Source organism: Pseudomonas monsensis (assembly GCF_014268495.2).
GTDB classification, from domain to species: domain Bacteria; phylum Pseudomonadota; class Gammaproteobacteria; order Pseudomonadales; family Pseudomonadaceae; genus Aquipseudomonas; species Aquipseudomonas monsensis.
In genome coordinates this window covers 2,399,936-2,424,116 of record NZ_CP077087.1, presented here as the reverse complement: position 1 = coordinate 2,424,116, position 24,181 = coordinate 2,399,936, and the positions used below count along the sequence as shown (strand labels likewise).

Annotated in this window: 18 protein-coding genes; all 18 read right to left on the bottom strand. The window is 59.3% G+C overall.

All coding sequences use genetic code 11. The annotated features are described in order from the left end of the window. Positions 1–6: 6 nt before the first annotated feature. Positions 7–633 carry a response regulator transcription factor gene (locus HV782_RS10540; protein ID WP_128614571.1) on the bottom strand — a complete coding sequence of 209 codons (627 nt, stop codon included), beginning with the start codon at positions 631–633 and terminating at the stop codon, positions 7–9. 135 nt (positions 634–768) lie between these two features. Continuing rightward, positions 769–1,212 carry a chemotaxis protein CheY gene (locus HV782_RS10535; RefSeq protein WP_128614570.1) on the bottom strand — a complete coding sequence of 148 codons (444 nt, stop codon included), beginning with the start codon at positions 1,210–1,212 and terminating at the stop codon, positions 769–771. A 90-nt stretch (positions 1,213–1,302) separates the two neighbouring features. Continuing rightward, entirely contained in the window at positions 1,303–2,523 is a 1,221-nt protein-coding gene (locus tag HV782_RS10530) for an EAL domain-containing response regulator (protein ID WP_186744709.1), read from the bottom strand. After that, positions 2,516–2,905: a hypothetical protein gene (locus HV782_RS10525; RefSeq protein ID WP_123463473.1), complete on the bottom strand. Its 390-nt coding sequence runs from the start codon at positions 2,903–2,905 to the stop codon at positions 2,516–2,518. The genes HV782_RS10530 and HV782_RS10525 overlap by 8 nt, the downstream gene beginning before the upstream one ends. A gap of 171 nt (positions 2,906–3,076) precedes the next feature. After that, the gene (locus HV782_RS10520) at positions 3,077–5,254 is read right to left on the bottom strand and encodes an autotransporter outer membrane beta-barrel domain-containing protein (RefSeq protein WP_186744711.1); all 2,178 of its coding nucleotides are present in this window, start codon (positions 5,252–5,254) and stop codon (positions 3,077–3,079) included. 229 nt (positions 5,255–5,483) lie between these two features. Next, a complete protein-coding gene (locus HV782_RS10515) occupies positions 5,484–6,257 on the bottom strand; it encodes an OmpA family protein (RefSeq protein WP_123463477.1) in 774 nt (257 codons plus the stop codon). 10 nt (positions 6,258–6,267) lie between these two features. Further along, the gene (locus HV782_RS10510; protein WP_186744713.1) at positions 6,268–6,681 is read right to left on the bottom strand and encodes a DUF4398 domain-containing protein; all 414 of its coding nucleotides are present in this window, start codon (positions 6,679–6,681) and stop codon (positions 6,268–6,270) included. A gap of 129 nt (positions 6,682–6,810) precedes the next feature. Next, positions 6,811–10,446, bottom strand: a complete 3,636-nt coding sequence (locus tag HV782_RS10505; RefSeq protein WP_186744716.1) for a transporter substrate-binding domain-containing protein — start codon at positions 10,444–10,446, stop codon at positions 6,811–6,813. Next, positions 10,447–11,073 (bottom strand): response regulator transcription factor, encoded by a 627-nt coding sequence (locus tag HV782_RS10500; protein ID WP_128614968.1) that lies wholly within the window; start codon positions 11,071–11,073, stop codon positions 10,447–10,449. Between the two features lie 154 nt (positions 11,074–11,227). After that, positions 11,228–12,415 carry an EAL domain-containing response regulator gene (locus tag HV782_RS10495; protein WP_225931067.1) on the bottom strand — a complete coding sequence of 396 codons (1,188 nt, stop codon included), beginning with the start codon at positions 12,413–12,415 and terminating at the stop codon, positions 11,228–11,230. Positions 12,416–12,529: 114 nt separating this feature from the next. Further along, the gene (locus tag HV782_RS10490) at positions 12,530–13,552 is read right to left on the bottom strand and encodes a fimbrial protein (protein WP_225931066.1); all 1,023 of its coding nucleotides are present in this window, start codon (positions 13,550–13,552) and stop codon (positions 12,530–12,532) included. Next, positions 13,549–14,295, bottom strand: coding sequence for a fimbrial biogenesis chaperone (locus HV782_RS10485; RefSeq protein WP_186744720.1), 747 nt, complete (start codon positions 14,293–14,295; stop codon positions 13,549–13,551). Before HV782_RS10485 ends, HV782_RS10490 begins: the two co-directional genes overlap by 4 nt. A gap of 29 nt (positions 14,296–14,324) precedes the next feature. Continuing rightward, complete coding sequence (locus tag HV782_RS10480) at positions 14,325–16,706, bottom strand: fimbria/pilus outer membrane usher protein (RefSeq protein WP_225931086.1); 2,382 nt, start codon at positions 16,704–16,706, stop codon at positions 14,325–14,327. 147 nt (positions 16,707–16,853) lie between these two features. Further along, complete coding sequence (locus HV782_RS10475; RefSeq protein WP_095047684.1) at positions 16,854–17,387, bottom strand: fimbrial protein; 534 nt, start codon at positions 17,385–17,387, stop codon at positions 16,854–16,856. Between the two features lie 313 nt (positions 17,388–17,700). Further along, complete coding sequence (locus tag HV782_RS10470; RefSeq protein ID WP_008084043.1) at positions 17,701–18,417, bottom strand: MgtC/SapB family protein; 717 nt, start codon at positions 18,415–18,417, stop codon at positions 17,701–17,703. Between the two features lie 138 nt (positions 18,418–18,555). Continuing rightward, positions 18,556–21,255, bottom strand: a complete 2,700-nt coding sequence (gene mgtA, locus HV782_RS10465; protein ID WP_186744722.1) for a magnesium-translocating P-type ATPase — start codon at positions 21,253–21,255, stop codon at positions 18,556–18,558. A gap of 766 nt (positions 21,256–22,021) precedes the next feature. Then, entirely contained in the window at positions 22,022–23,356 is a 1,335-nt protein-coding gene (locus HV782_RS10460) for a lysine N(6)-hydroxylase/L-ornithine N(5)-oxygenase family protein (RefSeq protein ID WP_186744724.1), read from the bottom strand. 131 nt (positions 23,357–23,487) lie between these two features. Then, entirely contained in the window at positions 23,488–23,970 is a 483-nt protein-coding gene (locus HV782_RS10455; protein ID WP_123463494.1) for a sigma-70 family RNA polymerase sigma factor, read from the bottom strand. Positions 23,971–24,181: the final 211 nt, after the last annotated feature.

The window sequence follows — 24,181 nt, the reverse complement described above, 5'->3', positions numbered from 1 at the left end:
TCTGGCTCAGATCAAATGATTGCGCTTGGCGAAGTCACGCAAGTGCACCGCCGAGCTGATCCCGAGCTTTTTCATCAGCCGGGTTTTATAGGTGCTGACGGTTTTATGGCTCAGGTGCATGTCCTCGGCAATCGTCTTGTTCGGCTTGCCCTGCCCCAATTGCTCGAAAATGTTCAGCTCACGGTCGGAGAGCTGATCGATCATCTGCTTTTCGGTGATTTGCACGGCATTCAATGTGCTGGCGCTGTCCGGCAGTGCGGAAAAATAGGTGTAGCCGGACATGACGGCCTGGATGGCCTTGTGCAGCTGTTGCAATTGATTGGTCTTGGTGACATAGGCCATCGCCCCGGCCCGCAGGCAACGCTCCTGATAAAACAACGGATCGTGGGTACTGAACACCAATACCCGGCAATCAAGATCGTTGGCCCTGATCCGCGTCATCACCTCCAGCCCGTCGAGTGCCGGCAAACGCAGGTCCAGCACGACCAGTTTCGGCTGATGCTCGCGGATCAGCGCCACCACCTCGTTGCCATTGGACGCTTCGTGAATCTCCTTGAAACCTTCGGCTTGCAGCACGATCCGGATGGCGGCCCGTACGACCGGATGATCGTCGACGATCAGCGCTGACTTCATGTCCACTCCCGATGACAAACCTGGCGAAAAGACCAACGGCGTCAGTGGATCCGGACGCAGTGGCTGCGCAAGGACTGTTACACGAATCAGCGAGTGAATCACCTGTCAGGTCTGACAGTTGCCGCCAGCGACATTCTATGCATAAGCCCGACGCCGAGCGCCCGACTCCAGCTGCCAGACCGGCGCATCCCGCGACCTGTCGGGGGCATCGACCAGCGCCATCAACTGTTTGATCGCCGAGGCGCCGGGCGACGCCGCATGACTGATCTGTACGTTGTCCTGGGCAAAACCCAGGGCCGTCTGCAACGGCGCCGAAGCCTCGTTGTAGATCAACGCATGACGAACCTGCGGGTTATTCAGGAAAAACCCCGGCAGGTCCAGCGCTCCGGTCGCCAGGTCGGCGTTGATCACTACGGCGTCGAAGGGTTCGCAGCCGTAATCGACCAGGGTCAGCAACTCCGCGAGGGTCTGCACCGGCGCAACCCGGTAGTAACCGAGGTTATTGAAAAGTCGCTCGGTGTTCATCCGGTAAAAATGCTGCGGGTCGGCGATGAGGATGCGCAGGGCTTTGTTGATCATGGTCAATCTCCCGGTGAAGTCGGTTTCTGGGTCGGGCAAGGCTACGTAGGCCTTCCGCCCGGATCTGTAGGAACTTTCCTAAAAACCCGGTCATTCATCCTTGGCCTGATGCTCGTTGCGCTGCTGCAGCCAGCCCAGCAAGTCGACCCCGGACATCGGGCGCGCATACCAGTAGCCCTGCCCCTGCGTGCAACCCAGCGCCAACAGTTCCCGGCGCTGCGCATCGGTCTCGATACCTTCGATCACGACGCTCATGCCGAGGGTTTCGCCCAGTGCCAGGGTGCTGCTGATCGCCGCCCGGCAACGGGGCTCATGCTCAAGGTTGCGAATGAAATCAGCGTCCAGCTTGATTTCGTTGAACGGCAACTGACACAGGCGCTGCAACGAGGAAAACCCTGCGCCGAAGTCATCAATCGACAGGCGACATCCCATCATGCGCAGGCGTACCAGGGTTTCTAGGCTGGTGGCCGGCGCTTCGAGCAAGCCGCTTTCGGTCAGCTCGAAGGTCAGGCTTGCACCCGTACTGGCGTGGCGCGCCAGCAGGCTGAGCAGGGTGGACGTCAGCTCACCACTGGCCAACTGCGTCGCTTGCAGATTGAACGCGATGTTCAAGGCAAAACCTTGCTCGCGGGCACTGCTCTGCACCAGCAGCGCTTGCTCCAACTGAGTAAACAACAGCGCGTCGAGCAACCCACAACGCTCCAGCACCGGCATGAACAGCGCCGGCGAAATAATTCCACGGGTCGGGTGCAGCCAGCGACACAGCACCTCGACGCCACAGACCTCACCCGTGTGCAAATTGAATTTGGGCTGATACCAGGCATGCAATTGCTGCTCGGCCAGCGCCTGGCGCACCGCCGCTTCACTGGCCAGCGTGACGGCTGTGGCAGCTGGCAATGGCGTGACAGGACGGTTGACCGCCTTGTCGAGCAAATCCGCCAGCACTTGCGCATGCAAGGGTTTGCCGACATCGCCGAGCAAATCCATGCCCAGCAGCGCCACCATTTGATGCACCGCCCGACGCAAGTCTGCCGACAGCGAACTACTGATGATCACTGACTTGACCTGCCCTGACGCGCCCACACGCTGCAGAAACTCAAGCCCGTCCATGCCGTCCATTTGCAGATCGCACAGGGCCACGTCGACCGTGCCAACAGACTCCAGCAGCGCCAGCGCCTCGGCACCGTCACTGGCTTCAAGCACCTCGCGGCAACCGAGCGCACGCAGCATGTTGACCGCCACCGAGCGTTGGAAAGCATGGTCTTCCAGTACCAGCACACGCAGTGGCCGTTCGCAAAAACGCTCAAACATCGAATTGCTCCAGCAGAGGACCCAGGGTTTGTCGATCCGGCGTACGGATCAGGCTCAGTTGCCGCCGTTGACTGGCGTAGATCATCGCTGCCCGGGCCTGGCCGCGTTGTCCGTCGTAGATCACACCGTGGCGAATCTGCGCGTTGCTCTGGAAAAATCGCAGCGCATCAATCCCGGTAGCGGCCAGCACGTTCGCGTTGATCAGCATCAGGTCAAAGCGCTCGAAAGGCTCGTGTGAGTATTGGGTCACGCTCAGCAGTTCGCGGAACGAACGTACCGGCGTGAGCGCCCGACAGCCCAGTTCATTGAGCGTTCTGCTGATTCGCGAATGCAGTGAGCACTGCTCTTCGACAATAAGGATGCGCCAGCACTTGTAGGACATTGATTTCGACAGTGTTAGGAAAAGGAATTGTTGCTGGTAGTACCAATGCCGACACGCTAATCAAAAAGAACTGCGCGGCATGTAGGACAAGTCTGAAAAAAACACCGGAATGTTCTGGCCATCGCAAGAGAAAAAGCCACGGCGGAATAACCCGACGTGGCGTCTGTTTGCTTACCAGAGGTAGCGATAACCCAGGCTCACACCGAAGGGTTGCTCGATGCCATTGCCTTTGGCGTATTCGGCATCCAGCGAGATCTTGCTCTTTTCACTGACCTGCAACACGCCGCCAAACCCGAGTTCGACCCGGTTACCCGGCAGCTCGGCGTCGAACTTGTGGCCATTGACGTTGACCTTGCTGCTGCCGGCATGCTCGGTGATGTACGACGCTTTGACATACGGTTGGGCCTTCATGCCGTTGCTCAGCTCAAGGCTGCGACCGAACAGTGAACCCACACGGCTCTGCAAGGAGTCGAGGTCATCGGACTTGACACGCAAGCCGTTGCTGGCGGTGTAACTGGCGCCCTGGGTACGCGTCGCGGTGATTTCCAGTTGTGGCTCCACGAACCAGCCATCCTTCAAATTGATGCGCTTGCCGACCTCGATATCCGCACCGACGCCGTTGGTGCTGTAGGAACCTTTGACCGACTCGCCCAGATTGCTCGGGGTCTTGATCTCGTTATCGAAACGGCTGTACTTCAACACGCTATCGACGTACACACCGTTGTCGTTCAAGTAGGTGGCGTAGACGCCGAACATACGGCTGTCGATTTCACCGGAAGCGCCCTCGCCGAAATCCAGGTCCGATCGGGCGGTACCGACCATCGCACCGACATAGACTTTGCCGCTGTCCACCGCGAAGGCTTTGTCGGCACCGATTTCCAGCCCCGTGACGTCTTGGGTGTAGGCGCGACTGGAGTGTTCACTGACGTCGAATCGCTTACCGATCGCGCGGGTCCAGAGACCACCGTCATCCTCGCCCATGCGTAATTCGCCGAGGCGTTTGACCAAGGCGTTCATCTGCGCATTCCACAGGCCCGCTCCGGCGGTGCGGGCAGCGATGGCGGCGTTGGCACCTTTGGACAGGTTTTGCGGCGCCGGGTCGACCGGGCGCGGCGGTGGTGTTACAGGGGACACCGGCTTGACAGGATCAACCGGCGCCACGGGGTCTACTGGATTGACGGGGACTACTGGCTTTCCCGGGTCGACCGGATTGACCGGGTCCACTGGCTTCACCGGGTCGACCGGAATCGCGCCCCCGCTTGCCAGTCCCCAGTCATCGCCCTGTTGCTGCAAGGTGTAACGAAATGCACCGGCATCGACATGGCCTCCATACAAGGCGAATTTCGCATCGCCCCCGTGGGTGTCCACCAACAACAGTCGGCCGTCAGAAGCGCTCGGTTCATGCCCGGAATCGCCGACGATCAACGTGTGATCTCCGCTCGCCAGTCCGGCGCCCTGCACCACCAGCAAATCATGCTGCTGGTTGGCGATGTCGGTGTTCATCAGGATGTTGCCGCTGCCGGACAGGGCGTTGACCGTGAAGGTTTTGAAGCTGCCATCGGTGCTCGGGACGAACGCCAGGCGGCCACCGTTGAGTGTCAGCGAGTCGACGGTTTTCACGCCATTCTCCATAACATTGACGGTACCGCCCGCCTCTGCGACCACCCCATTGGCCTGAGCGCCGCGGTACAGATTGACCTGACCACCATTGCTGACTGTGCTGTTATTGGCGGTGCCGGTGTTGTACACACTTTGCGTGCCGCCTTGAATGTTCGTGTCATTGGCCACTGCGCCACCCAGTATGCCTTGGCGAATCGTCTGCTCGCCTCCGGCCTCAATGACGCTGCCATTGGCCACCGCCCGATTGATCAGGTTTTGCGTACCGCCATTACCGACCCGGGTGTCGTTGGCGATGGCCAGGATATCCAGGGTCTGTACGCTGCCTGCGTTGATCAGGGTGCGATTGACCGTGGAGCGCGTGACGGTCTGCTGACTGGCGTTGAGCACGGTGTCATTGGCAATGCCGCTGGTGCCGACCAATTGCGTGCCGCCGTTGTTGACCACCGTGCCATGGCTGATGCCACTGGCCACGTTCTGCATCGCGCCGTCTACCACCGTGTCGTAGGTCACGCCATTACTGAACACGCTTTGCGAACCACTGCCACTGACAGTGGTGCGATGCGCCGTGCCTTGGGTGCCAATCGACTGCACGCCACTGGTCACGCTCTCGTCATAGACCACCGCACCGCTGTCGACCGAAGCGGTATAGGCGTTGGCGTACATCGGCAGCAGCAATGCAACGGCGATGGCAACGGGCGTGCGCTGGAACAAAGGGAAACGGTTTTTCATCAACTGATCCTCACGTGCACCCCTTCGGGCGACGGCGTAAATCGGGTTGAGTTCGAACCTTTGATGGAGCCGGCTCGCACTCGGGAAGCCGGTAATTTAGAGAAGCAGCGGGATTTTCTGAGTAGGACTTTTCTTTTAGCGTGTAGGAAATTTCCTAAGCACACCCACCGGTCTCGTCCGGGTCCTTGACGAAAAAAGCGAGCCCGTTGCAGGCTCGCTTCGTCGATCGTCAGTTTCGAGCGCCGACCATGGTCGATCCGTAGGAGATGATCACCTCCACCCGGCGATTGAGCTGACGGGAGCGCGCATCAGCGTTACCGGCCACCGGAAATTGCTTGCCGTAGCCCTTGGTGATCAGACGATCAGCGCTGATGCCCATTTGCTGGAGGGCGAAGGCCACCGCATCCGCACGACGCTCTGACAGACGCTGGTTGAAATCCTCGCTGCCCACATCGTCGGTAAAACCCTCGATGCGCACTTTGCGTTCCGGATTGGCCGTCAGGTACTGCGCCAGTTGTTCGAAGTTGCGCTGGCTGCCGTGCTTGAGATCGGCCTTGCCGGTGTCGAACAGCACGTCACCGAAGGTGACGACTTCCCCGCGCTGGGTTTTCTGCGCCTTCATCGCTTGCAGCGCCTTGAGCTGCTGGGTGCGCACGTCTAGCTGCACCTGAGTGCGCTCGGCGTCGATTTTCTTCAGCCCGGCTTCGGCCTGACGCCCGACGATGGTCTGCTCGGCAAGCGCGATTTTCTGCCTGGCAAGGTACGCCAACTGATCGACGTCCGCCGCCTGGCGATCCTTGATCGAAGCCTGATCAGCCTTGTACAGCGCACTGAACGCATCCTTGGTTTCGATCGCCGCCAGGGTGTTGGACTCGGGCTTTTGCTGCAACGCGGCAAACTGTGCGCGAGCCTGTAGCAATTGCGGGTTTTCCGGGGGGGTGGCGCAACCGGCGAGTATCAAAGCAGATAGCGATACAGCTGGCAGTAATTTGAAAGTCGGCATGTATCGCTCCTTATTGGGCACTGGCGGGCGGATTGAAACCGGTAACCGGGTCTTGCAACATTTCCTGCTTGAGCACCTGAATGCCACTGCGGGCGTCGGTCAGCTGTTTTTGCCATTTCACCGCACGCGATTTGCGTTCGGCGAGGTTGGCATCGGCTTCGATCTGTTCAGCCAGCAGCCTGGCTTGCGGATAGTCTTTTTCGCCCAAGGCGCGTTCCATCAGGAACATTTTGTCCTGCGCGGCCTTCATTTCCAGCGGCGCATATTGCGTCGCTTCTGCCGAGACCGCTCGATTGACCGCGTCACGTGACAGCGAGACCTGCTGCTCGGGAATGGGCGTACTGGCGCAGCCACTCAACACCGCAGCGACGGCCAGTCCACAGGCGACCAGTCGTGCCCGGGAAGACATAGAGGAAAGGGTCATCAACAACTCCAAACGTTAGCCAGTGAAGTGAGCTCGGCGGTACGCCGAGCACACCGCACGTTAGCGACGTAAGGTCAGTGACGAATGTAGGAAAATTCTCAAGGACAGCAGGGAAAATGGAATATTTTGTCAGGCCAGACGCTCGTCCAACTGCGCAGCCAACTGCTCCATCGACTGCTGCAAGGCATCCACCGCGGCGGTCAGGACTTGCGTGTCGAGCCCTTCACTGGCGACCTCCAGCGCCTCACACGCCTGAATCAGCGAGTGCGCCTTGATAATGCGCGCACCGCCCTTGACCCGGTGAGCCAGATTAGCGAGCCCGACCATGTCGTGCTGGGTAAACAGGCGCATCAGTTTGGCCATGTCCTGCGCGTTGCTCGTGGCCAGATCGCTCAACAGACTGTTGATCGAAGCGCGATCGCCACGAGTCAGTTGTTCGAGGCTGGCCAGATCGATGTCACCTGGCCTGCAATCACCGGGCAATTCGTCAGTCGCTGAACGCGGCCGTGGGACGACAGCGGCCAGGCGCAGATTGAGGTCCTTGAGGCTGATCGGCTTGAACAGGCAATCGTCCATTCCGGCCTCGGCGCAACGATCCTTCTCTTCGGCCAGCGCATTGGCGGTGAACCCCAATACCAGACTGCGCGGCAACTCTCGTGCAGTTTCCTCATCACGGATCGCCCGGGCCAGTTCGTAGCCATTCATGATCGGCATATTGCAGTCGGTAATGACCACGTCGAAGGTCTGGTTGCGCCAGGCACGCAGGCCATGGGCGCCGTCCTCTGCATCCGTCACCCGATGCCCCAGATAACTCAACTGTTGCGACAACAGCAGACGGTTGGCCGGGTAATCGTCGATCACCAGAATATTCAGGCTGTGGCTGGCCCGCAGTGTCTCGACGTCCTCGTCGGGCGCCGCGTCCAGCGGTTCAAGGGTCGACAGATTCAACAGCACCTCGATCTGCGTGCCCCGCCCCAGCTCACTGGTCAGCGTGAGGCTGCCGCCCATCATTTCGCACAGCGTACGACTGATCACCAGCCCAAGCCCGGAGCCGCCCTGCGCCGACTGACCATGATTACCGGCCTGGGCAAACGGACTGAACAATTGGGCCTGATCCGCAGGCGAGATCCCGCGGCCAGTGTCCTTGACGCGCAGGCAAAGACTCAGCCGCTCATCGCTGCCGCTCTCGACTTGCACACTCAACACCACCTGCCCCGCCTCCGTGAACTTGATGGCATTGCTCAACAGATTCGACAGCACTTGTTTGAAACGTAGCGGATCGATCAACACATCGACATTACTCAGGGCGTCCAGATCCAGTTGCAGACGCAACTGTTTCTGCCGCGCCAGGCCCTCGAAAATGCGCGCGACCGACTCAACCAGCTCTCGCAGATTGGCGCGTTCCGGCGCCAGCGACAGGCGGCCGGATTCGATCCGTGCAATGTCGAGAATGTCGCCAATCAGATCCAGCAACCCACGCGCCGCGCCCGAAGCCACCTCGACCGCGAAACGGTCCAGTACACCCTGATCGGCCTTTTTCAGCGCCAGTTCGAGCATGCCGATGATTGCGTTCATCGGCGTGCGGATTTCGTGGCTCATGGTCGCCAGGAACGTGGTCTTGGCGCGGTTGGCGTCATCGGCGACATCCTTGGCGATTTGCAGCTCCTGCAACAAATGCTGGCGCTCGCTGACATCGATCCAGCCCGCGATCATGCCGGTGACGGCACCGTCGCTGCCACGGTAAGGCAACATCCAGTGGTAGATCGTCAGCGCGCGGCCGTCCGCCAGATTCAGGCTACGGTCCTGAATGCTCGGCAAGCCCTCCTCCATCACCCGTAGATAGTCATCCTGAAAAACCTGTGCCTGCTGCACATCGCTGAGCACGCCGTCCGTCACCAACTTGCCGATCACCGCTTCGCGCTCGGTGCCGAATACCTGCAGGTAACCGCTGTTGCAGATCACCAGGCGGCCTTCGCGATCGCGCACATAGATCGGATGCGGCGTGCCATCAATGAGCACGCGCATGAACTCCATTTGATCGTTCAGAGCGATTTCCGCCTGGCGCCGCTTGCGCATCAACAGACGCAGATAAGCAATCCAGCCAAACGCCACGAGCAGCAACGCGCCGGCGATCACGAAGCCCTGGAGGATGATGTCGCGATTGCGCAGCCAATAACTGTCATCCACCACCACTTCGCTGCGCCAGCGGTTGGTCAGCTCGTCCATTTCTTCCGGGCTGATGCTCAACAGGGCCTTGTCGAGAATCGAGTACAGTTCCAGCGCACCGCGATTGGTCGCCAGTGCAATGCGTGCAGGCTGGGTGCCGACGGTACTGCTGACCTGCAATGTGTCGCGGTACTGACGCGAGATCATATAGCGGGCACTGACCAGCGAATTGATCGCGCCCTCGACCTTGCCCTGGGCGACCATCTCCATGGCTTCGGCGGCATTGTCTGCGGCGACCAGTTGCACAGAGGGATATTGCTCGACAAGGTATTCGCGCAAGACGTTGCCGCGGATCAGCGCCAGACGCTTGCCGGCCAACTGATCGAGGGTCTTCGGCTCACCGCCGCGGCGCATGACCAGCACGAACGGATTGATCAGGTACGGACGGGTGAAACGCAATTCGCCTTCGCGCTCGGTGCTTGGCGTAAACGCCGCCAGCATGTCGGCCCTGCCACTGGTCACTTCACCGATCAGGTCATCGACCGAATCCACGCGCTGCATATCGAATTGCAGCCCCGTGCGCAGACTGATCTTGGCCAGCACGTCAGCACTGATCCCGCGAAAGTTGCCGGCGTCGTCGACAAAGGTCAGCGGCAGGAAGTTCTCGTTGATCGCGACTTTGATGCGCGGATGACGATCCAGCCAGCGTTGCTCCTTGACACTGAAATGCAGCCGGTGCTGGCCGGGAATGGCCACTCCGCCGACACTCCAGCGCCGCCGGATACTCATGCGTTCTTCAACAGGAATGACCTTCAACGCAGCATCGAGAATCTGCAACAACCGAGTGTTGTCCCGGGTCACGGCAAAACTGAAGGGCTGGGTTTCCATGCGCGAAAAATCGCTGAGCTGAACGTTGTTAAGGTAATTCTTCTTGATCAGGTAATTGGAGCTGAGCAAGTCGCCCAGATAAACGTCAGCCTGACCAAACGCCACGGCACCGATCGCCGTCAGTGTCGAGGGATACAGTTGCACATTGGCGTTGGGGTAAAACGCCTGGACCGTTTCCGGAGGCAGGTAGTGATAGAGCATCGCCACACGTTTGCCTGCCAGGTCTTCCGGCAGGTTGTGACTCTCATCGATGCGCGTCACCAGGGTCGGATTATCGTCAGCGTAAGGCAAGGAGATCGCCAATTGCGGATCCGCCGCTTCAAAGCCGTTGGCGGTGCCGATCATATCGATCTGGCCGCTTTTCAGCGCAGCCAGCAGATCGCCGCGCGAGGCGTAACGCCGGACCTCGACGTTGACGTGCAGGAGTTGTTCGATCAGTTGCGCGTAATCGGCCGTCAGACCTTCGTAGTCATTGCCGTTGCCGGTAATCGCAAAAGGCGCGTAATCGGGGCTGCTGTCGCCGAGCAACAGGCGCCCCTTGCTCCGCAACCAGCTCCAGTCCGGCTCATCCAGTGGCACGGCGTACCCCTGGACATCCGAGCGACCGAGCAGCTGCAATGTATCGGGCTGCGCAGCGGCCATTGCCTGCTGCAGCGACAGGGAGCCAAACAGCGCAAGACCGGCAAGGCAATTTCTGACGAAAATAATCATTTAGAGCAGGTTGTTGCGCTTGGCGAAATCAGCGAGATACACCACCGACTTGACGTTGAGTTTCTCGATCAGACGCGTCTTGTAGGTACTGACCGTTTTGTTGCTCAACAACATCGCGTCGCCGATCTCCTTGTTGCTCAGCCCCTTGGCCAACTGCTGCAAAATGGTCAGCTCGCGGTCTGACAGGCTCTGGATGAGTTCCAGATCCGTGGCCTGGGCATCGCTGCGCCGGACCGAGCTACTGGCCAGATTGGGGAAAAAGGTATAACCGTCCATCACTACTTTGATGGCTTTGACCAATTCGTCCAGATCGTTGGTTTTGGAGATATAGCCCGCCGCGCCTGCCTTCATGGAGCGCATGGAATAGAACTGCGCTGATTGCGAGGTCAGCACCAGAATCTTGCAGTGCAGGTTCAGCGCACTGATACGCGAGATCACCTCCAGGCCGTCGAGCTTGGGCATGGCGATATCCAGAATGATCAGATCGGGAGTGTGTTCGCGGGCCTGTTGCACAGCGTCGGCGCCATTATCCGCTTCGGCCACAACGTCGAAATGTTCCTGTTTCAACAGCATCTTGACCGCAGAGCGAATGAACGGATGATCGTCCACGATGATCGCTTTGAGCATAAAAACCCCTGTAGGACACGTCGATCAACAACATCGGCAACATCACGAATAATGATGGGACAGCAGACCAGGCGATCCTCATGTCGAAAAATACACGAGCATCACTGGAGTGTAGGAAAAATCTTGAAAATAACTGCACAAAGTCACGCAAGGGTCAGCGCCCGCCTTCAGGCTTTTCCAGCCACTGCAGCAGGTCATGCCCGGTCATGGGCCGGGCCAGGTAATAACCCTGACCCAATTCACATTCGAGCTCGCGCAAACGCTCGAGCACCTTTGGACCGCTGACGCCTTCGATCACCAGATCCATCCCCAGCGAACGGGCCAGTGCCCGCGTGCTGGAGACCATCGCCCGATTGCGCTGACGATCGAGGTGCTGGACAAAGCGGCCATCGAGCTTGATCTGAGTGAACGGTAACTGACACATCAACTTCAGCGACGAAAAGCCTACGCCAAAATCGTCAATCGACAGCCCGCAACCGAGCAGGCGCAAGCGCAGCAGGTTCTCCTGCGTGCCCGGCGGGCAATCGAGCAAGCCGTTTTCCGCCAGTTCGAGCATCAGCACCGCCCCTTTGAACCCATGACGCTCCAATGCCAGTTTGATGTGTTCGACCAGTGCACTGTCCATCAACTGTGAGGCATGCAGGTTGAACGCCAACTGCAAGGTCACGCCGCGATGGCGCAAAATGCCCAGCAGGTTCAGACCCTGTTCGAGCAGTTGCTTGAACATCTGGTCGGTCAGGTCATAAGCCAGCACGGCGGCGAGAAAGTCACAGGGCAACAGGGTGCCGCGCGCCGGATGCTGCCAACGGGCCAGCGCTTCGACACCAATCACCGCACCGCCCTGCAGCTGAAATTGCGGCTGGAACCACGCCCGGAATTCGCCCAGTGCCAGCCCGCGACGCACTTCATCCTCGCCCGGCAGCTCCTTGCTCAACGGCGCCAACACGGGAGATACCCGCACGCGTTTGTAGCGATACAACAGGCGATTCAACGAACGCAGTTGAACCGGCCGGTTCAGTACCCCGAGCAATTGCAAACCTGCCAGCGAGGCCATTTGCCCAAGCGTGCGGCTCAACTCCGGCGGCAGCTCACTGCACAGCAACACCGCGCGTACCATGCCGCTCTGGCTGGCAACCCGCAAAAATTCAAGGCAATCGAGGCCACGATCGGTCAAGTCACAGATCACGATATCGACCCCGCCTCGCAGGTGCATCTGCACCATGGCCTGTTCGGCATCCGCTGCTTGCAGCACGTCACGCACGCTCAGGCGATGCAACATCCTGACCAGCACGTTGCAGGCAAACTCATGATTTTCCAGCACCAGAATACGTGGGGAGGTCATCGTCCTTTAATCACTCAATAGACCCGGGAGAGGGAATAGTGGTCTGCGGAAGCCACGCTGAACGCAGGATTTATCCCGCGGTCGTGTAGGAATTTTCCCAAGAGACGCCAATCGTCAGTAGTAAACAATCTGCACCACCATAATGGCCTCGAACGGCCCGACTTCGGGGTCACCCAACGACACCACCGTGGCACTGAACGGCACGTCGATATGGCTCACCTGAGCCGGGAAATTCGCCAAGGGAAAAGGTTCGTTGACCTGCACCAGATTGTTGTGTGCATCACGCACCTGAATGCCCAACTGGCTGCCGGCGGCCGGCAGGATGTTGTACAGACCCTGTTGGTTGCTGGTAACGAACGTCGCACCGACGTTGATTGCGCTGCTGCATTTTTTCTCCAGGGCCAGGCTGAAGGGTCGGGTCGGATTGGGCGGTGAAAAACCGGTGGTGGTTTTCTGGATCACACCAAAGTCGACAATTCCCGGCTCCGGCGTCACCTTGACATCGACCGTACACGCAGTACCGACAATGTTCTGTAAGCCGGAGAGTTGAAAACGGAAGTTGCCCGCCGGGTTGCTCGGCCCGCCATTGAGTCCATAGAGACCGTCGAACTGGAACACGTCGTAGGTATCTTGCGAGGGGCGCTGCAACGGCAATAGCCCGCGCTTGCGGATCACCACCTGAAACGCAATGCTCGGGCTCACCCGCGAACAGGCAAGCATGTCGGCGCCGCTGGTTGCATCCGGGCAACCGCGGGAAATGAAGCCGCTGTTGACGCCCTGGGTCGGGTTGGAACTCCAGTCGCCGTCCCAGGATGTCACGCCGCGATACACCAGACCGAATTCAATGCCCCACGGGGTGGCATTGAGCCCGGCCGGATTGCCGTAAAAATAGATCGGGTCATCTTCTTTGTAATGGATGTCGAACAGCTTCCAGCAGTCGGCCGGGACCACATGGGTTTTCGAGCGCCAGATAATCGTGCCGTCCGGCACTGTGTCCGGGACCGACACCGGACCGATGTACTCGCTCAGGTAGCTCCCGCCGTTCAGCGACTTGCAGACCATCGCCGACGCGAACTGCGACGCCCCCATCAACACCGCCGCCAGGGCCAGCCGCGTCAGCGCAGTGAACAGGTTCACGGTTTCACACCCTTGCACACATTCGCCACGCAATTGAACAGTGTGTCGGACTGACCGCCGAAGTCATTCATGTTCGACACCCGCAAGGTGGTGAACGCGGTATTCGTCAGGGCAAACCGCGCATGGCCGCGTGGCGCGATCATCACGGTTTCGATCGGCATTCTGGTTTTTTCCGGGCCGGCCAGCAGACCGACGACCGTGATGTGAAACGGCGTCGGGTTATCGACCAGCAACTGTCGGGTGGCCGGGTCGATTTTCAGCTCAAGGCCCAGTGCCAGGTCCTCGCCCCGCTCGCGCTTTACAGCGGCCGGCCGGTAGAACAACTTGATCTTCGACTGCAAGGCAATCTGCATCGAGTTGACCGCCTGGGTTTTCGGCGGAATCTCGCGAATGTTCAAATAGAACACCGACTCCCGGTCAGCAGGGAGTGCCAGCTGCGGCAACTTCACAATGCGCAGGACACTGCTTTCGTTCGGCTCGATGCGCTGCAACGGTGGCAGGACCATGAACGGTGACGTGACTTTCTGGCCACTCTCGTTCTCGATCCACGACTGCACGATAAACGGCAATTGCGGGTTCTTGTTGCTGACCGTGACGCTGACTGACGGCGCACTTTCCTCGAACACCAGACGGGTGCGATCCGGCACCACAGCGGCGCTGGCCAGCACGGGAACACAGAGCCCGATTGCCAGGCTCAGACGGTTGAAAAAACGACCCACAGAAAACACAACATAACGTGACATGGTGACTCCGGATTAATGAACAGGCGCGATTACAGACACTGGGCAGGCTTGGCGACGTTGGTCACCACGTCCTCCTCAGGGAGTTCGGCCAGACTGCATTGGCCGGCGTCATCCCAACGCGCTACCAGTTCAGCCCCGGCCTTGATGCCCAACAGATAAGTGACGCCGGCCTCGCCGACGATGCCCACTTCCTTATTGGTGTTTTTGTCTTGCACCGATGCGCCGAAAGGCACCGGTTTACCGCCGAGACGGGTCAACACGACAAACGCGTTGCGGCCCTGCCCCGTGGCGAAATTGACGTAGCCGATGGCCCCCTCAGTCAGCGCCAATCGCTGGATCGGATTGGATACTTCGGTGTTGAGTGGCAACTTTTCCACGTTGACCCGCGCTTCGTAGGCCTGGAAGGAAGGCAAGCCGTCCATCACCGCATAACCGTTACGGTTGGTGCGGGTCTGGCCGGTGAATGCCACGTCCGCAACGCCGTCGGTGGACACCAGCAGACGTGTATCGCCATTGGTGCCATTGCCATGGGCCGATACGCCATAACGGGTCGCGACCAGTGAACTGTCGAGCTCGCCGGTGAGCGAGCGATAGGTGCTGCCATCGGTTGAGACAGACGCATTCGCGCGGTAACTCGACGCCCGTTGACCGACATACGCGTTGACATAGCGGTTGTCGCCAACGCCGCCATACACCTGATAATTCACCCCTTCACCGTCATCATGGCTGTACCCGACACTGGCCGACGAACCTGCGGAGCCCGAGCGCTGCAGGTTGCTCGACATCATCGAGTTGCCACCCAGTGGCACGGTCACGCCGAGATAGATTTGCGCGTCGTTCTGCCGGCTATTCTGGGTCTGGTACGCCGATACGTTGACGTTGATGTTCTTGACGTTGCCAAGGGAAAAACTGCGCGCCACCGTCAGCCCGAAACGATCGGCGGCGGGGGCATCCCAGTAGGTCGAATGGTCGTAGGAGAAACTCGTCGACAACCAGGGAAAATGCTTGGCCACGGTCACCGAATAACGTTGTTTGCCCGAGTTCAGCGAATAGGCATCCGCATCGCCGACAAACTGCGAGAAGTTGGTGAACGTCTTGTCAGAAAAGCGATAACCCAAAAAACGCAGGTCAGTACCAATGGCGTCAAATCGCTTGGAATAGTTGATCCGGTAAGAATTGCCGACCACGGTTTCACCGTTCCAGCGCAACGTGGCCCGGGAGGTGGTGACATCCCCCGACACGGCACCGAGTACGCCGAGATCCTTGCCGATGCCCACAGCGCTCGACTGGTACCCGGAGGCGGCAAGCCAGCCGCCATAGACGGTCCAGTCCTTGGCCAGGCCGTAGGCCGCCTCCGTGGCCACGAACCCGGGCTCGCTGCCGCCCTGGCCGGTCAGGCGCGGCTGGCCGGCGGAAACCTTGTAGCGCAACTCGCCCTCACGGGACAGAAACGGCACAGCGGCAGTGGCGACGGTGAACGTCTGTTCGGTACCGTCTTCTTCCCGCACGGTCACGTCCAGCGTGCCTTGCACGCTGCTGTTGAGATCCTGAATGCTGAACGCGCCCGGCGTCACCGTGGTCGAGTACAACACGCGCCCCTGCTGGGACACCGTGACCGTTGCGTTGGTGCGCGCCAGGCCACTGATCAGCGGCGCATAACCGCGCAGGTTCGGCGGCAGCATGCGGTCATCACTGCTCAGAGTCGCACCGCGCAAAGCAAAGGTGTCGAACACGTCAGAGTTCAGATAGTCCTCACCGAGCGACAGCTTCGAACGAATCGTTGGCAACGCACGATAGGCATACAAACGGTTCAACTGAGCCGCTTCGCCGTGGGGATTATCACCTTGGCTGGCGGATTCCAGCCGCGCCTGATAATCGGCGCGCACGCGCCACGCATCCAGGTTAATCCCGGCAGTGCCGTAGCTCTGCAGCGAGCGCGAATCCCCGGACGAACCCTGGGTCTGGCGACTGTTGGCGATCACTCGATAATCGAGCAACGCGCCGTTGAGCCCGTCGCTCCAGGCGGCGGGCGGAATGTAATCGGGGTCGTCGTACTCGAAGGTCGCCTGCGGCAAGCTGATCGACAGACGCCCAAGATTCTTCATGTACTTGATCGAGGCATTTTCGATGCCACGCAAATCCACACATTGACCGTCAGCCAGACGCGGCAGGCTTTTCAGCAAAGACGGTTTGAGACCAAAGGTCAGTACCAGGTCTTCGGGCAGACAAGCGTAACTTTCATCCGGGTTGGCGCCGCTCTTGAACTCGATCGAACGCGAACCGAAATAACGCTGATTGACAGTAATATCCAACAAGTAGCGACCGGGCACAGTGTATTGCGCATGGGCAAACTGTCCGAGACTGATATCGTCGTTTTTGTCGATATTCAGAAACTCCGAATTAAACTCCACGGCACTTGAATAACGCGCACAGGAGATCAACACGCAAGACACGAAAAGTTTTCGGCCGTACACGGGAAATAGCCTTTATCAGAACTTTGACGGAAAAGAAAAAAGGGGTTTTCACCCCTTTTTCTTACACCTGGCGATACGCGGGTATCAGTTGTAGGCCACGGTGAAGTTAGCCACGCTGTCGGCTTCACCAGTGGTGACGGTCGCAGCAGTGGCTTCATACATGGCGGCGAAGGTCACGGTGTTGTTGCCGTTTTGCAGCACAACCGGAGCGACCTGCTCAGTGCCATTGTCGAGCATTTCGCCGGCACTGGCCTGCAGACGGATACCGACGTTCTGTGCCAGACCGGTGGTGGCGAACAAGCCTGGAACGGCTGGATCCTGGACACCGCTGAAGGTGAAGCGCGCGTTCTTCTGAGTGGTGGTGTCGCAGTCGGTCAGGATGATGTCGAACTTGGTCGGGGTCGAACGATCACCGATCGCTTTGAACTGGTTAGATGGCACTTGCCCCAGGGAAACGGTCTGGTCCAGGGAGCTGGCGTCGATACCGCAGGCGCCGGAAACGATTTCACCGATGAAGCGCACGGTGCCAGGGTTGCCGGAAGCCGGCGTCGCAGCGTTAGCGAAGGAAGCGAGACCCATAACAACGGTAGCGGCGGTAACAGCGACGATTTTTTTCATTTTTTACATCTCTTGGGATAGTTATTTATTTGGCCCAGCGGCCTGGCTTCCCAAATCACTCGTGAACGGCAACAGGTTTATTTGCAATGACAAACAAACCTCATCACGGCGTTTGCAACTGATGATCCCCCCATTATTTCCGGCCATTCCTTGCCGAACTTTCCAGGTATCAATTGCACAGCCGTAATACCGTACCGAGTAATCAGGACGCCGGGCATCTCTGCTCCGGAACCAATAGTGATCGAGCCCCAAGGTCGAAAATGTAAGTTCTTTCCTGTCGCCGTGTAGGACAATTCCCAGCAACCGAGAAATGTTACTCGGTGGTACTCGGACTCCAGAACGCCTGCACCACCAGCGCCGAGGTCGAAATCCGCGCCACCAGCGCATCCAGCTCATCACCATCGACCGAGGTGGTCGCCAGCGTCGCTTCAATTTCTATTTCATCGGCACCGAAGGCATGCACATCGACATCGCTGGCGGGGTAGTTGCTGCGCTCCAGTTCCGCCTCGAGCAAGGCGAATACGGCTTTCTGCTGTGACCGCCGGGCGATGACGTAAACGATGTTGGTGACTTCCGCCGAGACCACGTCCAGTGGCTGACGGTTGATGTTGTTGACGATCGGCCGCAACAAGGTGTTGGCGGCGAGGATGAACAGGGTGCCGAGCACCGCTTCGGCGAGCAGGTCGGCACCGGCGCAGGCGCCGACGGCAGCGGATGTCCACAGGGTGGCGGCGGTATTGAGACCGCGCACGTTGCCCTCTTCGCGCATGATCACCCCGGCACCGAGAAAGCCGATGCCGGAGACCACGTAGGCAACCACGCGCACCGCGCCTTCGGCGCCGGCGAGACGATTGGCCATGTCGACGAAAATCGCCGCACCGACCGCCACCAGCACATTGGTGCGCAGGCCGGCGGTGCGTTGCCGGTACTGGCGTTCGAAACCGATCAGGCCACCGAGGATGAAGGCGGCGCTGAGGCTGACGAGGGTGTCGAGCAGCGAATCGAGGTTGAGGTTGTTGATGGCTTGCATAGTCTTGTCCTTGAAACACATAACCTTTGCAGGAGTGAGCCTGCTCGCGATAGCGGTGTGTCAGTCACTGCAATGTTGACTGACACACCGCTATCGCGCGCAGGCTCACTCCTACAGGGGAACAGCGTTGTTCTGCGGTTATTGCCAGCCGAACCGACGGATGTAGAAGCCTTTCACCGCCTGGGTCAGCGCCATATACGCCAGCAGGATCATCGGCAGGAACACGAAGTACATCGACGGCAGCGCCTGCAGTTTGAAGTAGTGCGCCAGCGGCCCCATCGGCAGGAAGATGCCGACCGCCATGATGATCCCGGTCATCACCAGCAGCGGCATGGCTGCACGGCTTTGCAGGAACGGAATCTTCGGCGTACGGATCATGTGCACGATCAGCGTCTGGGTCAGCAACCCCACCACGAACCAGCCGGACTGGAACAGGGTCTGGTGGTCCGGGGTGTTGGCATCGAATACGTACCACATCAAGGCGAAGGTGGTGATGTCAAAGATCGAACTGATCGGCCCGAAGAACAGCATGAACCGACCGACATCCCCCGGCTGCCAGCGCTGCGGTTTTTTCAGCATCTCCTCATCGACGTTGTCGAACGGAATCGCAATCTGCGAAATGTCGTAGAGCAGGTTCTGCACCAGCAGATGCATCGGCAGCATCGGCAGGAACGGAATGAACGCACTGGCCACCAGCACCGAGAACACGTTGCCGAAGTTCGAACTGGCAGTCATCTTGATGTACTTGAGCATGTTGGCGAAGGTGCGGCGTCCTTCGAGCACGCCCTCCTCCAGCACCATCAGGCTCTTCTCCAGCAGGATAATGTCGGCGGCTTCCTTGGCGATGTCCACCGCGCTGTCCACGGAAATGCCGATGTCAGCGGTGCGCAGCGCTGGCGCGTCGTTGATCCCGTCTCCCATGAAACCGACCACATGGCCGTTACCTTTGAGGATGCGCACGATGCGCTCCTTGTGCGTCGGCGTCAGCTTGGCGAAGACGTTGGTGTTCTCCACTGCCACGGCCAGTTGGGCATCGCTCATGCGCTCGATGTCATTGCCCATCAGCAAGCCCTGCTGCGCCAGACCGACTTCGCGGCAGATCTTCGCGGTGACCAGCTCGTTGTCGCCGGTCAGCACTTTCACCGCCACACCATGCTCGGCCAAGGCCTTGAGTGCCGGCGCGGTGCTTTCCTTCGGTGGATCGAGGAATGCCACGTAACCGATCAGCGTCAGTTGCTGTTCATCGGCCAGGCTATAAGTGTCGCGCCCCTCGGGCAGCGACCGGGCAGCGACTGCCACCACGCGCAAGCCTTCAGCGTTGAATGCTGCGGTGACCTGACGAATCCGGGTCAGCAATTCATCGCTCAAGGCTTCATCGACCTCGCCATGCCGCACGCGGCTGCACACTGCCAGCACCTCTTCCACCGCGCCCTTGCAGATCAGCAGATGTGGCTCGCCACGCCCTTCGACCACCACCGACATGCGCCGACGATTGAAGTCGAACGGGATCTCGTCGACCTTGCGAAACGCTGTGCCGACTTTCAATTCACGGTGGACTTCCACGTGCTCCAGCACTGCCACGTCGAGCAGGTTTTTCAGCCCGGTCTGGTAGTAGCTGTTGAGGTAGGCCATTTCCAGTACGTCGTCGGAGTCATCACCCCAGACATCGACATTGCGTGCCAGGAAGATCTTGTCCTGGGTCAGGGTGCCGGTCTTGTCGGTGCACAGCACGTCCATCGCACCGAAGTTCTGGATCGCGTCCAGACGCTTGACGATGACTTTCTTGCGCGACAGGAACACCGCACCTTTGGCCAGCGTCGAGGTGACGATCATCGGCAGCATTTCCGGGGTCAGACCCACAGCGATCGACAATGCGAACAGCAGCGCTTCGGTCCAGTCGCCCTTGGTGAAACCGTTGATGAACAACACCAGCGGCGCCATGACGAACATGAAGCGGATCAGCAGCCAGCTGACTTTGTTGACGCCCGTCTGGAACGACGTCACGGCCCGGTCAGTCGCCCCGACCCGTTGTGCCAGCGCCCCGAAATAGGTGCTGTTGCCGGTGGTGAGAATCACCGCCACCGCCGTGCCGGACACCACGTTGGTGCCCATGAACAGGATGTTTTCCAGCTCCAGCGGATTGCGCGTGTCGCGGTCGGCCTGACGCGGGAATTTCTCCACCGGCATAGACTCGCCGGTCATCGCCGCCTGGCTGACGAACAAGTCCTTGGCGCTCAGCACCCGGCAGTCGGCGGGAATCATGTCGCCGGCCGACAGTACGATCAGATCGCCCGGCACCAGTTGCTTGATCGGCAGTTCGCTGCGCGGCGCGTCACGGCGCATCACCGTGGCGGTGTTGCTGACCATCGCTTTGAGCGCATCGGCGGCCTGGTTGGATTTGCTTTCCTGCCAGAAGCGCAGCAGCGTCGACAACACCACCATCGAGAAAATCACGGTGGCGGCCTTGAGGTCTTCGGTCAGCCAGGAAATCACCGCCAACAAGGTCAGCAGCAGGTTGAACGGGTTTTTGTAGCAGTGCCAAAGGTGCGTCCACCACGGCAGCGGCTGCTCGTGTTCGACCTCGTTGAGACCGTACTGCGCGCGCAGTGCGTCGACTTCAAAATCGGTCAGGCCATCGGTGTGGGTACCCAGCGACGTCAGCAGTTCGCCGCTGTCGCGATGGGCTGCATCGACCAGCGTGTTGGCCAGGGTGGGGGGCACTTCACGGCTGACCGTGGTGTCTTTGATTGATTCCAGCAGCGCCAGGCGACGGAAGTGCCGGGCGATGTGGCGTGTACGCAGGAAGCCTGCGAAAAATTCCTTGAGCGTAAGTTTCATGGCTGTTGCCCCTATGGTCAGCCGGGAAACCGTCAAGCAGGTACGACCGCGCCTCGTGCGCCGGAAAAACCGGCACGGCAAGGCTTGGCGCGCCGGTCAGAAAAGACAGGCGTGTCGATAAAGTTGCGATGACGACCGTGCAGGTCGAAAGCACACTTTTTCAGTGTCGATGAGAAGGACGTCGGGACATGGTCTCAACAGACCATGATCGGGATGCCGCTGCTCGCTTTACGGCGAGACAACGGCAGAGAAAGGCTGCGCGTTATCTTGCCGAGAATCTGCCGGTTACCGAGACCGGCCGACAACTGTCACTCGAACAAGTACCCACTGTGGGTCTCCGCTATTGATGAAAACGCGCGAAGCTTACGCCCCGATGATTGGAGAGTAAACCCGTGTAAGGAAGTGTGTCGGGAAATGTTGGGGATGTTCAGGAAGGGTTCAGAAATCAGATTTTTCTTAGCCATAAGGGCGCCATCGCTGGCAAGCCAGCTCCCACAGGGATCTCCAGTGAACACAAAATTTGTGTCCAGCACAGATCCTGTGGGAGCTGGCTTGCCAGCGATGGCGGTGTATCAGGAAATACTGAGTCAGCTGGCAGTCGCCAACAACAGATCCGCCATCGACCGATGCCCTCGGTGCTTGCCATGCTCATACAACGAGCCGGCGATCTCCCACAGGGAGCTCCAGTGAACACAAATTTTGTGTCCAACACAGATCCTGTGGGAGCTGGCTTGCCAGCGATGGCGGTGTATCAGGAAATACTGAGTCAGCTGGCGGTCGCCAACAACAGATCCGCCATCGACCGATGTCCTCGGTGCTTGCCATGCTCATACAACGAGCCGGCGATCTCGTCGGCGCGAATCGGCAACACCGACAGCAATGTGTCGCTCAGACCATGGCTGGCCTGGCAGAAGCCCTGCATGTACAGACCGGCCTTGCAGCGCTCGTCGGTGATCAGTTTGTAGTTGCGATCGACCTCGAAGTCACCCAGGTATTCTTCCAGCGGTGCCAGCAGTTTGCGGTGCATCTGCCGTTCGTAACCGGTGGCCAACACCACGGCATCGTAGATCCGCACAGTGACTTCGCCGGTGGCGTTGTTGCGCACCGCCAGTTCGATACCGTTTTCGCTGGCGGTGGCGCTCTCGACGGTGGTCAGGGTGCGGAACGCATGACGGGCGATCCCGGAGACCTTCTGGCGATAGAAGATGCCGTAGATGCGCTCGATCAGATCAATGTCCACCACCGAATAGTTGGTGTTGTGGTACTCGTTGACCAGACGCTCGCGCTCGGCGCTGCTCTGCTGGAACACCAGGTCGGTGAATTCCGGCGAGAACACTTCGTTGACAAACGGGCTGTCGTCCGCCGGTTTGAGCGCCGAGCCGCGCAGGATCATATCGACCTGCACCGACGGGAACGAATCGTTCAGGTCGATAAAGGCTTCCGCCGCGCTCTGCCCGCCGCCGATGATGGCGATGCTCATCGGCTGATTGTTCACGCACGGCTGGTTGGCCATTTGCGACAGGTACTGCGAGTGATGGAACACGCGGCTGTCACCCTTGAGTGCCTTGAACGCCTCCGGAATCCGCGGCGTGCCGCCGGCGCTGACCACCACCGAGCGGGTGGTGCGCACATGTTGCAGGCCCTGGCTGTCGCGGGAAATCACCCGCAGCGCTTCAACCTGATGGTTGTGCAAAACCGGTTCGATGGTCAGCACCTCTTCGCCGTACCGGCTTTGCTCGGTGAACTGCCCGGCCACCCAGCGCAGGTAATCGTTGTATTCCATGCGGCACGGATAAAAGGTGCCGAGGTTGATGAAGTCCACCAGACGCCCGTGTTGCTTGAGGTAGTTGACGAAGGAGTACGGGCTGGTCGGATTGCGCAGGGTCACCAGATCCTTGAGGAAGGAAATCTGCAGTTCGCTCTGGGTCGACAGGGTATTGCCGTGCCAGCTGTAGTTGGCCTGCTTGTCGAGAAACAGCACATCCAGTTCGCCCTGGGTCGGGCCGCGCTCTTGCAGAGCGATGGCCAGCGCCAGGTTCGAAGGGCCGAAACCGACGCCGATCAGGTCGTGAACGATGGGCGATGCAATTGCCTGTGTCATTTCCAGTGTCCTCTGGATGAACCCCTCAACACGGGGATAAAGCCTGGGTGGCCTGACCGGCCTGAAACAGGTCAGCAGGTCGTCTGTTGAGTAGGAACGAGGACGATGAAAAGAAATTTAACGAGGACGGCTCAATGGGCGTCCCATTGCTTGATGCGCAACCGGCAGTGCTTCATGGCGTTGACGATATGTTTCTCCACCAGTGCCTTGGAAATGCCGAGGGTCGCGGCGATTTCCGGATGGGACAGGCCTTCGATCTTGCGCAGCAAAAAGCTGTCGCGGCACAGCGGCGGCAATTCTGCCAATGCGCGCTGAAGCATTTCCAGGCGCTGGCCGTGATCGAGGGTGCCGTGGGGCGACGGGGTGAAATAGCGTTCTTCGCTGTCGAGTACGTCGAGCGATTCGACCTGACGCAGGGCATTGCGCCGATGGTCGTCGATGACCAGGTTCAGCGCCGTGCGATAGAGAAACGCCCGGGGTTGCTCGATCGGTGTATCACTGGAACGCTCCAGCACCCGCACATAAGCGTCATGCACCACATCTTCGGCAACCTGACGGTTGCCCAGCCTGGCGTTCAGGAAACACACCAGCTCGCGATAGTAGTTTTCCAACATGACTCCCGACCGTATCAATGCAATTCCTGTCCTTGAGCACACGGTTCCAGCCGCGGGCGATCCGCAGTAGCAAGAGGGTGGCAACTTGAGGTGCGTAATTTATAGTAATTCTCATATAGATTTAAAGCGCTGTTTCCACATCCTGGCCAAATAGTCCGCTGCAGCTAGCGGTTACTTGATGTATGCGGGCTTAAATTCCCTCGTGCATGCA

Excerpts from the sequence above, each read along its gene's own strand:
- HV782_RS10485 (WP_186744720.1), bottom strand. The coding sequence starts at position 14,295 with ATGTCACGTTATGTTGTGTTTTCTGTGGGTCGTTTTTTCAACCGTCTG.
- mgtA (WP_186744722.1), bottom strand. The coding sequence starts at position 21,255 with ATGAAACTTACGCTCAAGGAATTTTTCGCAGGCTTCCTGCGTACACGC.
- HV782_RS10530 (WP_186744709.1), bottom strand. The coding sequence starts at position 2,523 with ATGTTTGAGCGTTTTTGCGAACGGCCACTGCGTGTGCTGGTACTGGAA.
- HV782_RS10535 (WP_128614570.1), bottom strand. The coding sequence starts at position 1,212 with ATGATCAACAAAGCCCTGCGCATCCTCATCGCCGACCCGCAGCATTTT.
- HV782_RS10460 (WP_186744724.1), bottom strand. The coding sequence starts at position 23,356 with ATGACACAGGCAATTGCATCGCCCATCGTTCACGACCTGATCGGCGTC.
- HV782_RS10520 (WP_186744711.1), bottom strand. The coding sequence starts at position 5,254 with ATGAAAAACCGTTTCCCTTTGTTCCAGCGCACGCCCGTTGCCATCGCC.
- HV782_RS10500 (WP_128614968.1), bottom strand. The coding sequence starts at position 11,073 with ATGCTCAAAGCGATCATCGTGGACGATCATCCGTTCATTCGCTCTGCG.
- HV782_RS10455 (WP_123463494.1), bottom strand. The coding sequence starts at position 23,970 with ATGTTGGAAAACTACTATCGCGAGCTGGTGTGTTTCCTGAACGCCAGG.
- HV782_RS10510 (WP_186744713.1), bottom strand. The coding sequence starts at position 6,681 with ATGACCCTTTCCTCTATGTCTTCCCGGGCACGACTGGTCGCCTGTGGA.
- HV782_RS10475 (WP_095047684.1), bottom strand. The coding sequence starts at position 17,387 with ATGAAAAAAATCGTCGCTGTTACCGCCGCTACCGTTGTTATGGGTCTC.
- HV782_RS10505 (WP_186744716.1), bottom strand. The coding sequence starts at position 10,446 with ATGATTATTTTCGTCAGAAATTGCCTTGCCGGTCTTGCGCTGTTTGGC.
- HV782_RS10470 (WP_008084043.1), bottom strand. The coding sequence starts at position 18,417 with ATGCAAGCCATCAACAACCTCAACCTCGATTCGCTGCTCGACACCCTC.
- HV782_RS10495 (WP_225931067.1), bottom strand. The coding sequence starts at position 12,415 with ATGACCTCCCCACGTATTCTGGTGCTGGAAAATCATGAGTTTGCCTGC.
- HV782_RS10540 (WP_128614571.1), bottom strand. The coding sequence starts at position 633 with ATGAAGTCAGCGCTGATCGTCGACGATCATCCGGTCGTACGGGCCGCC.
- HV782_RS10515 (WP_123463477.1), bottom strand. The coding sequence starts at position 6,257 with ATGCCGACTTTCAAATTACTGCCAGCTGTATCGCTATCTGCTTTGATA.
- HV782_RS10525 (WP_123463473.1), bottom strand. The coding sequence starts at position 2,905 with ATGTCCTACAAGTGCTGGCGCATCCTTATTGTCGAAGAGCAGTGCTCA.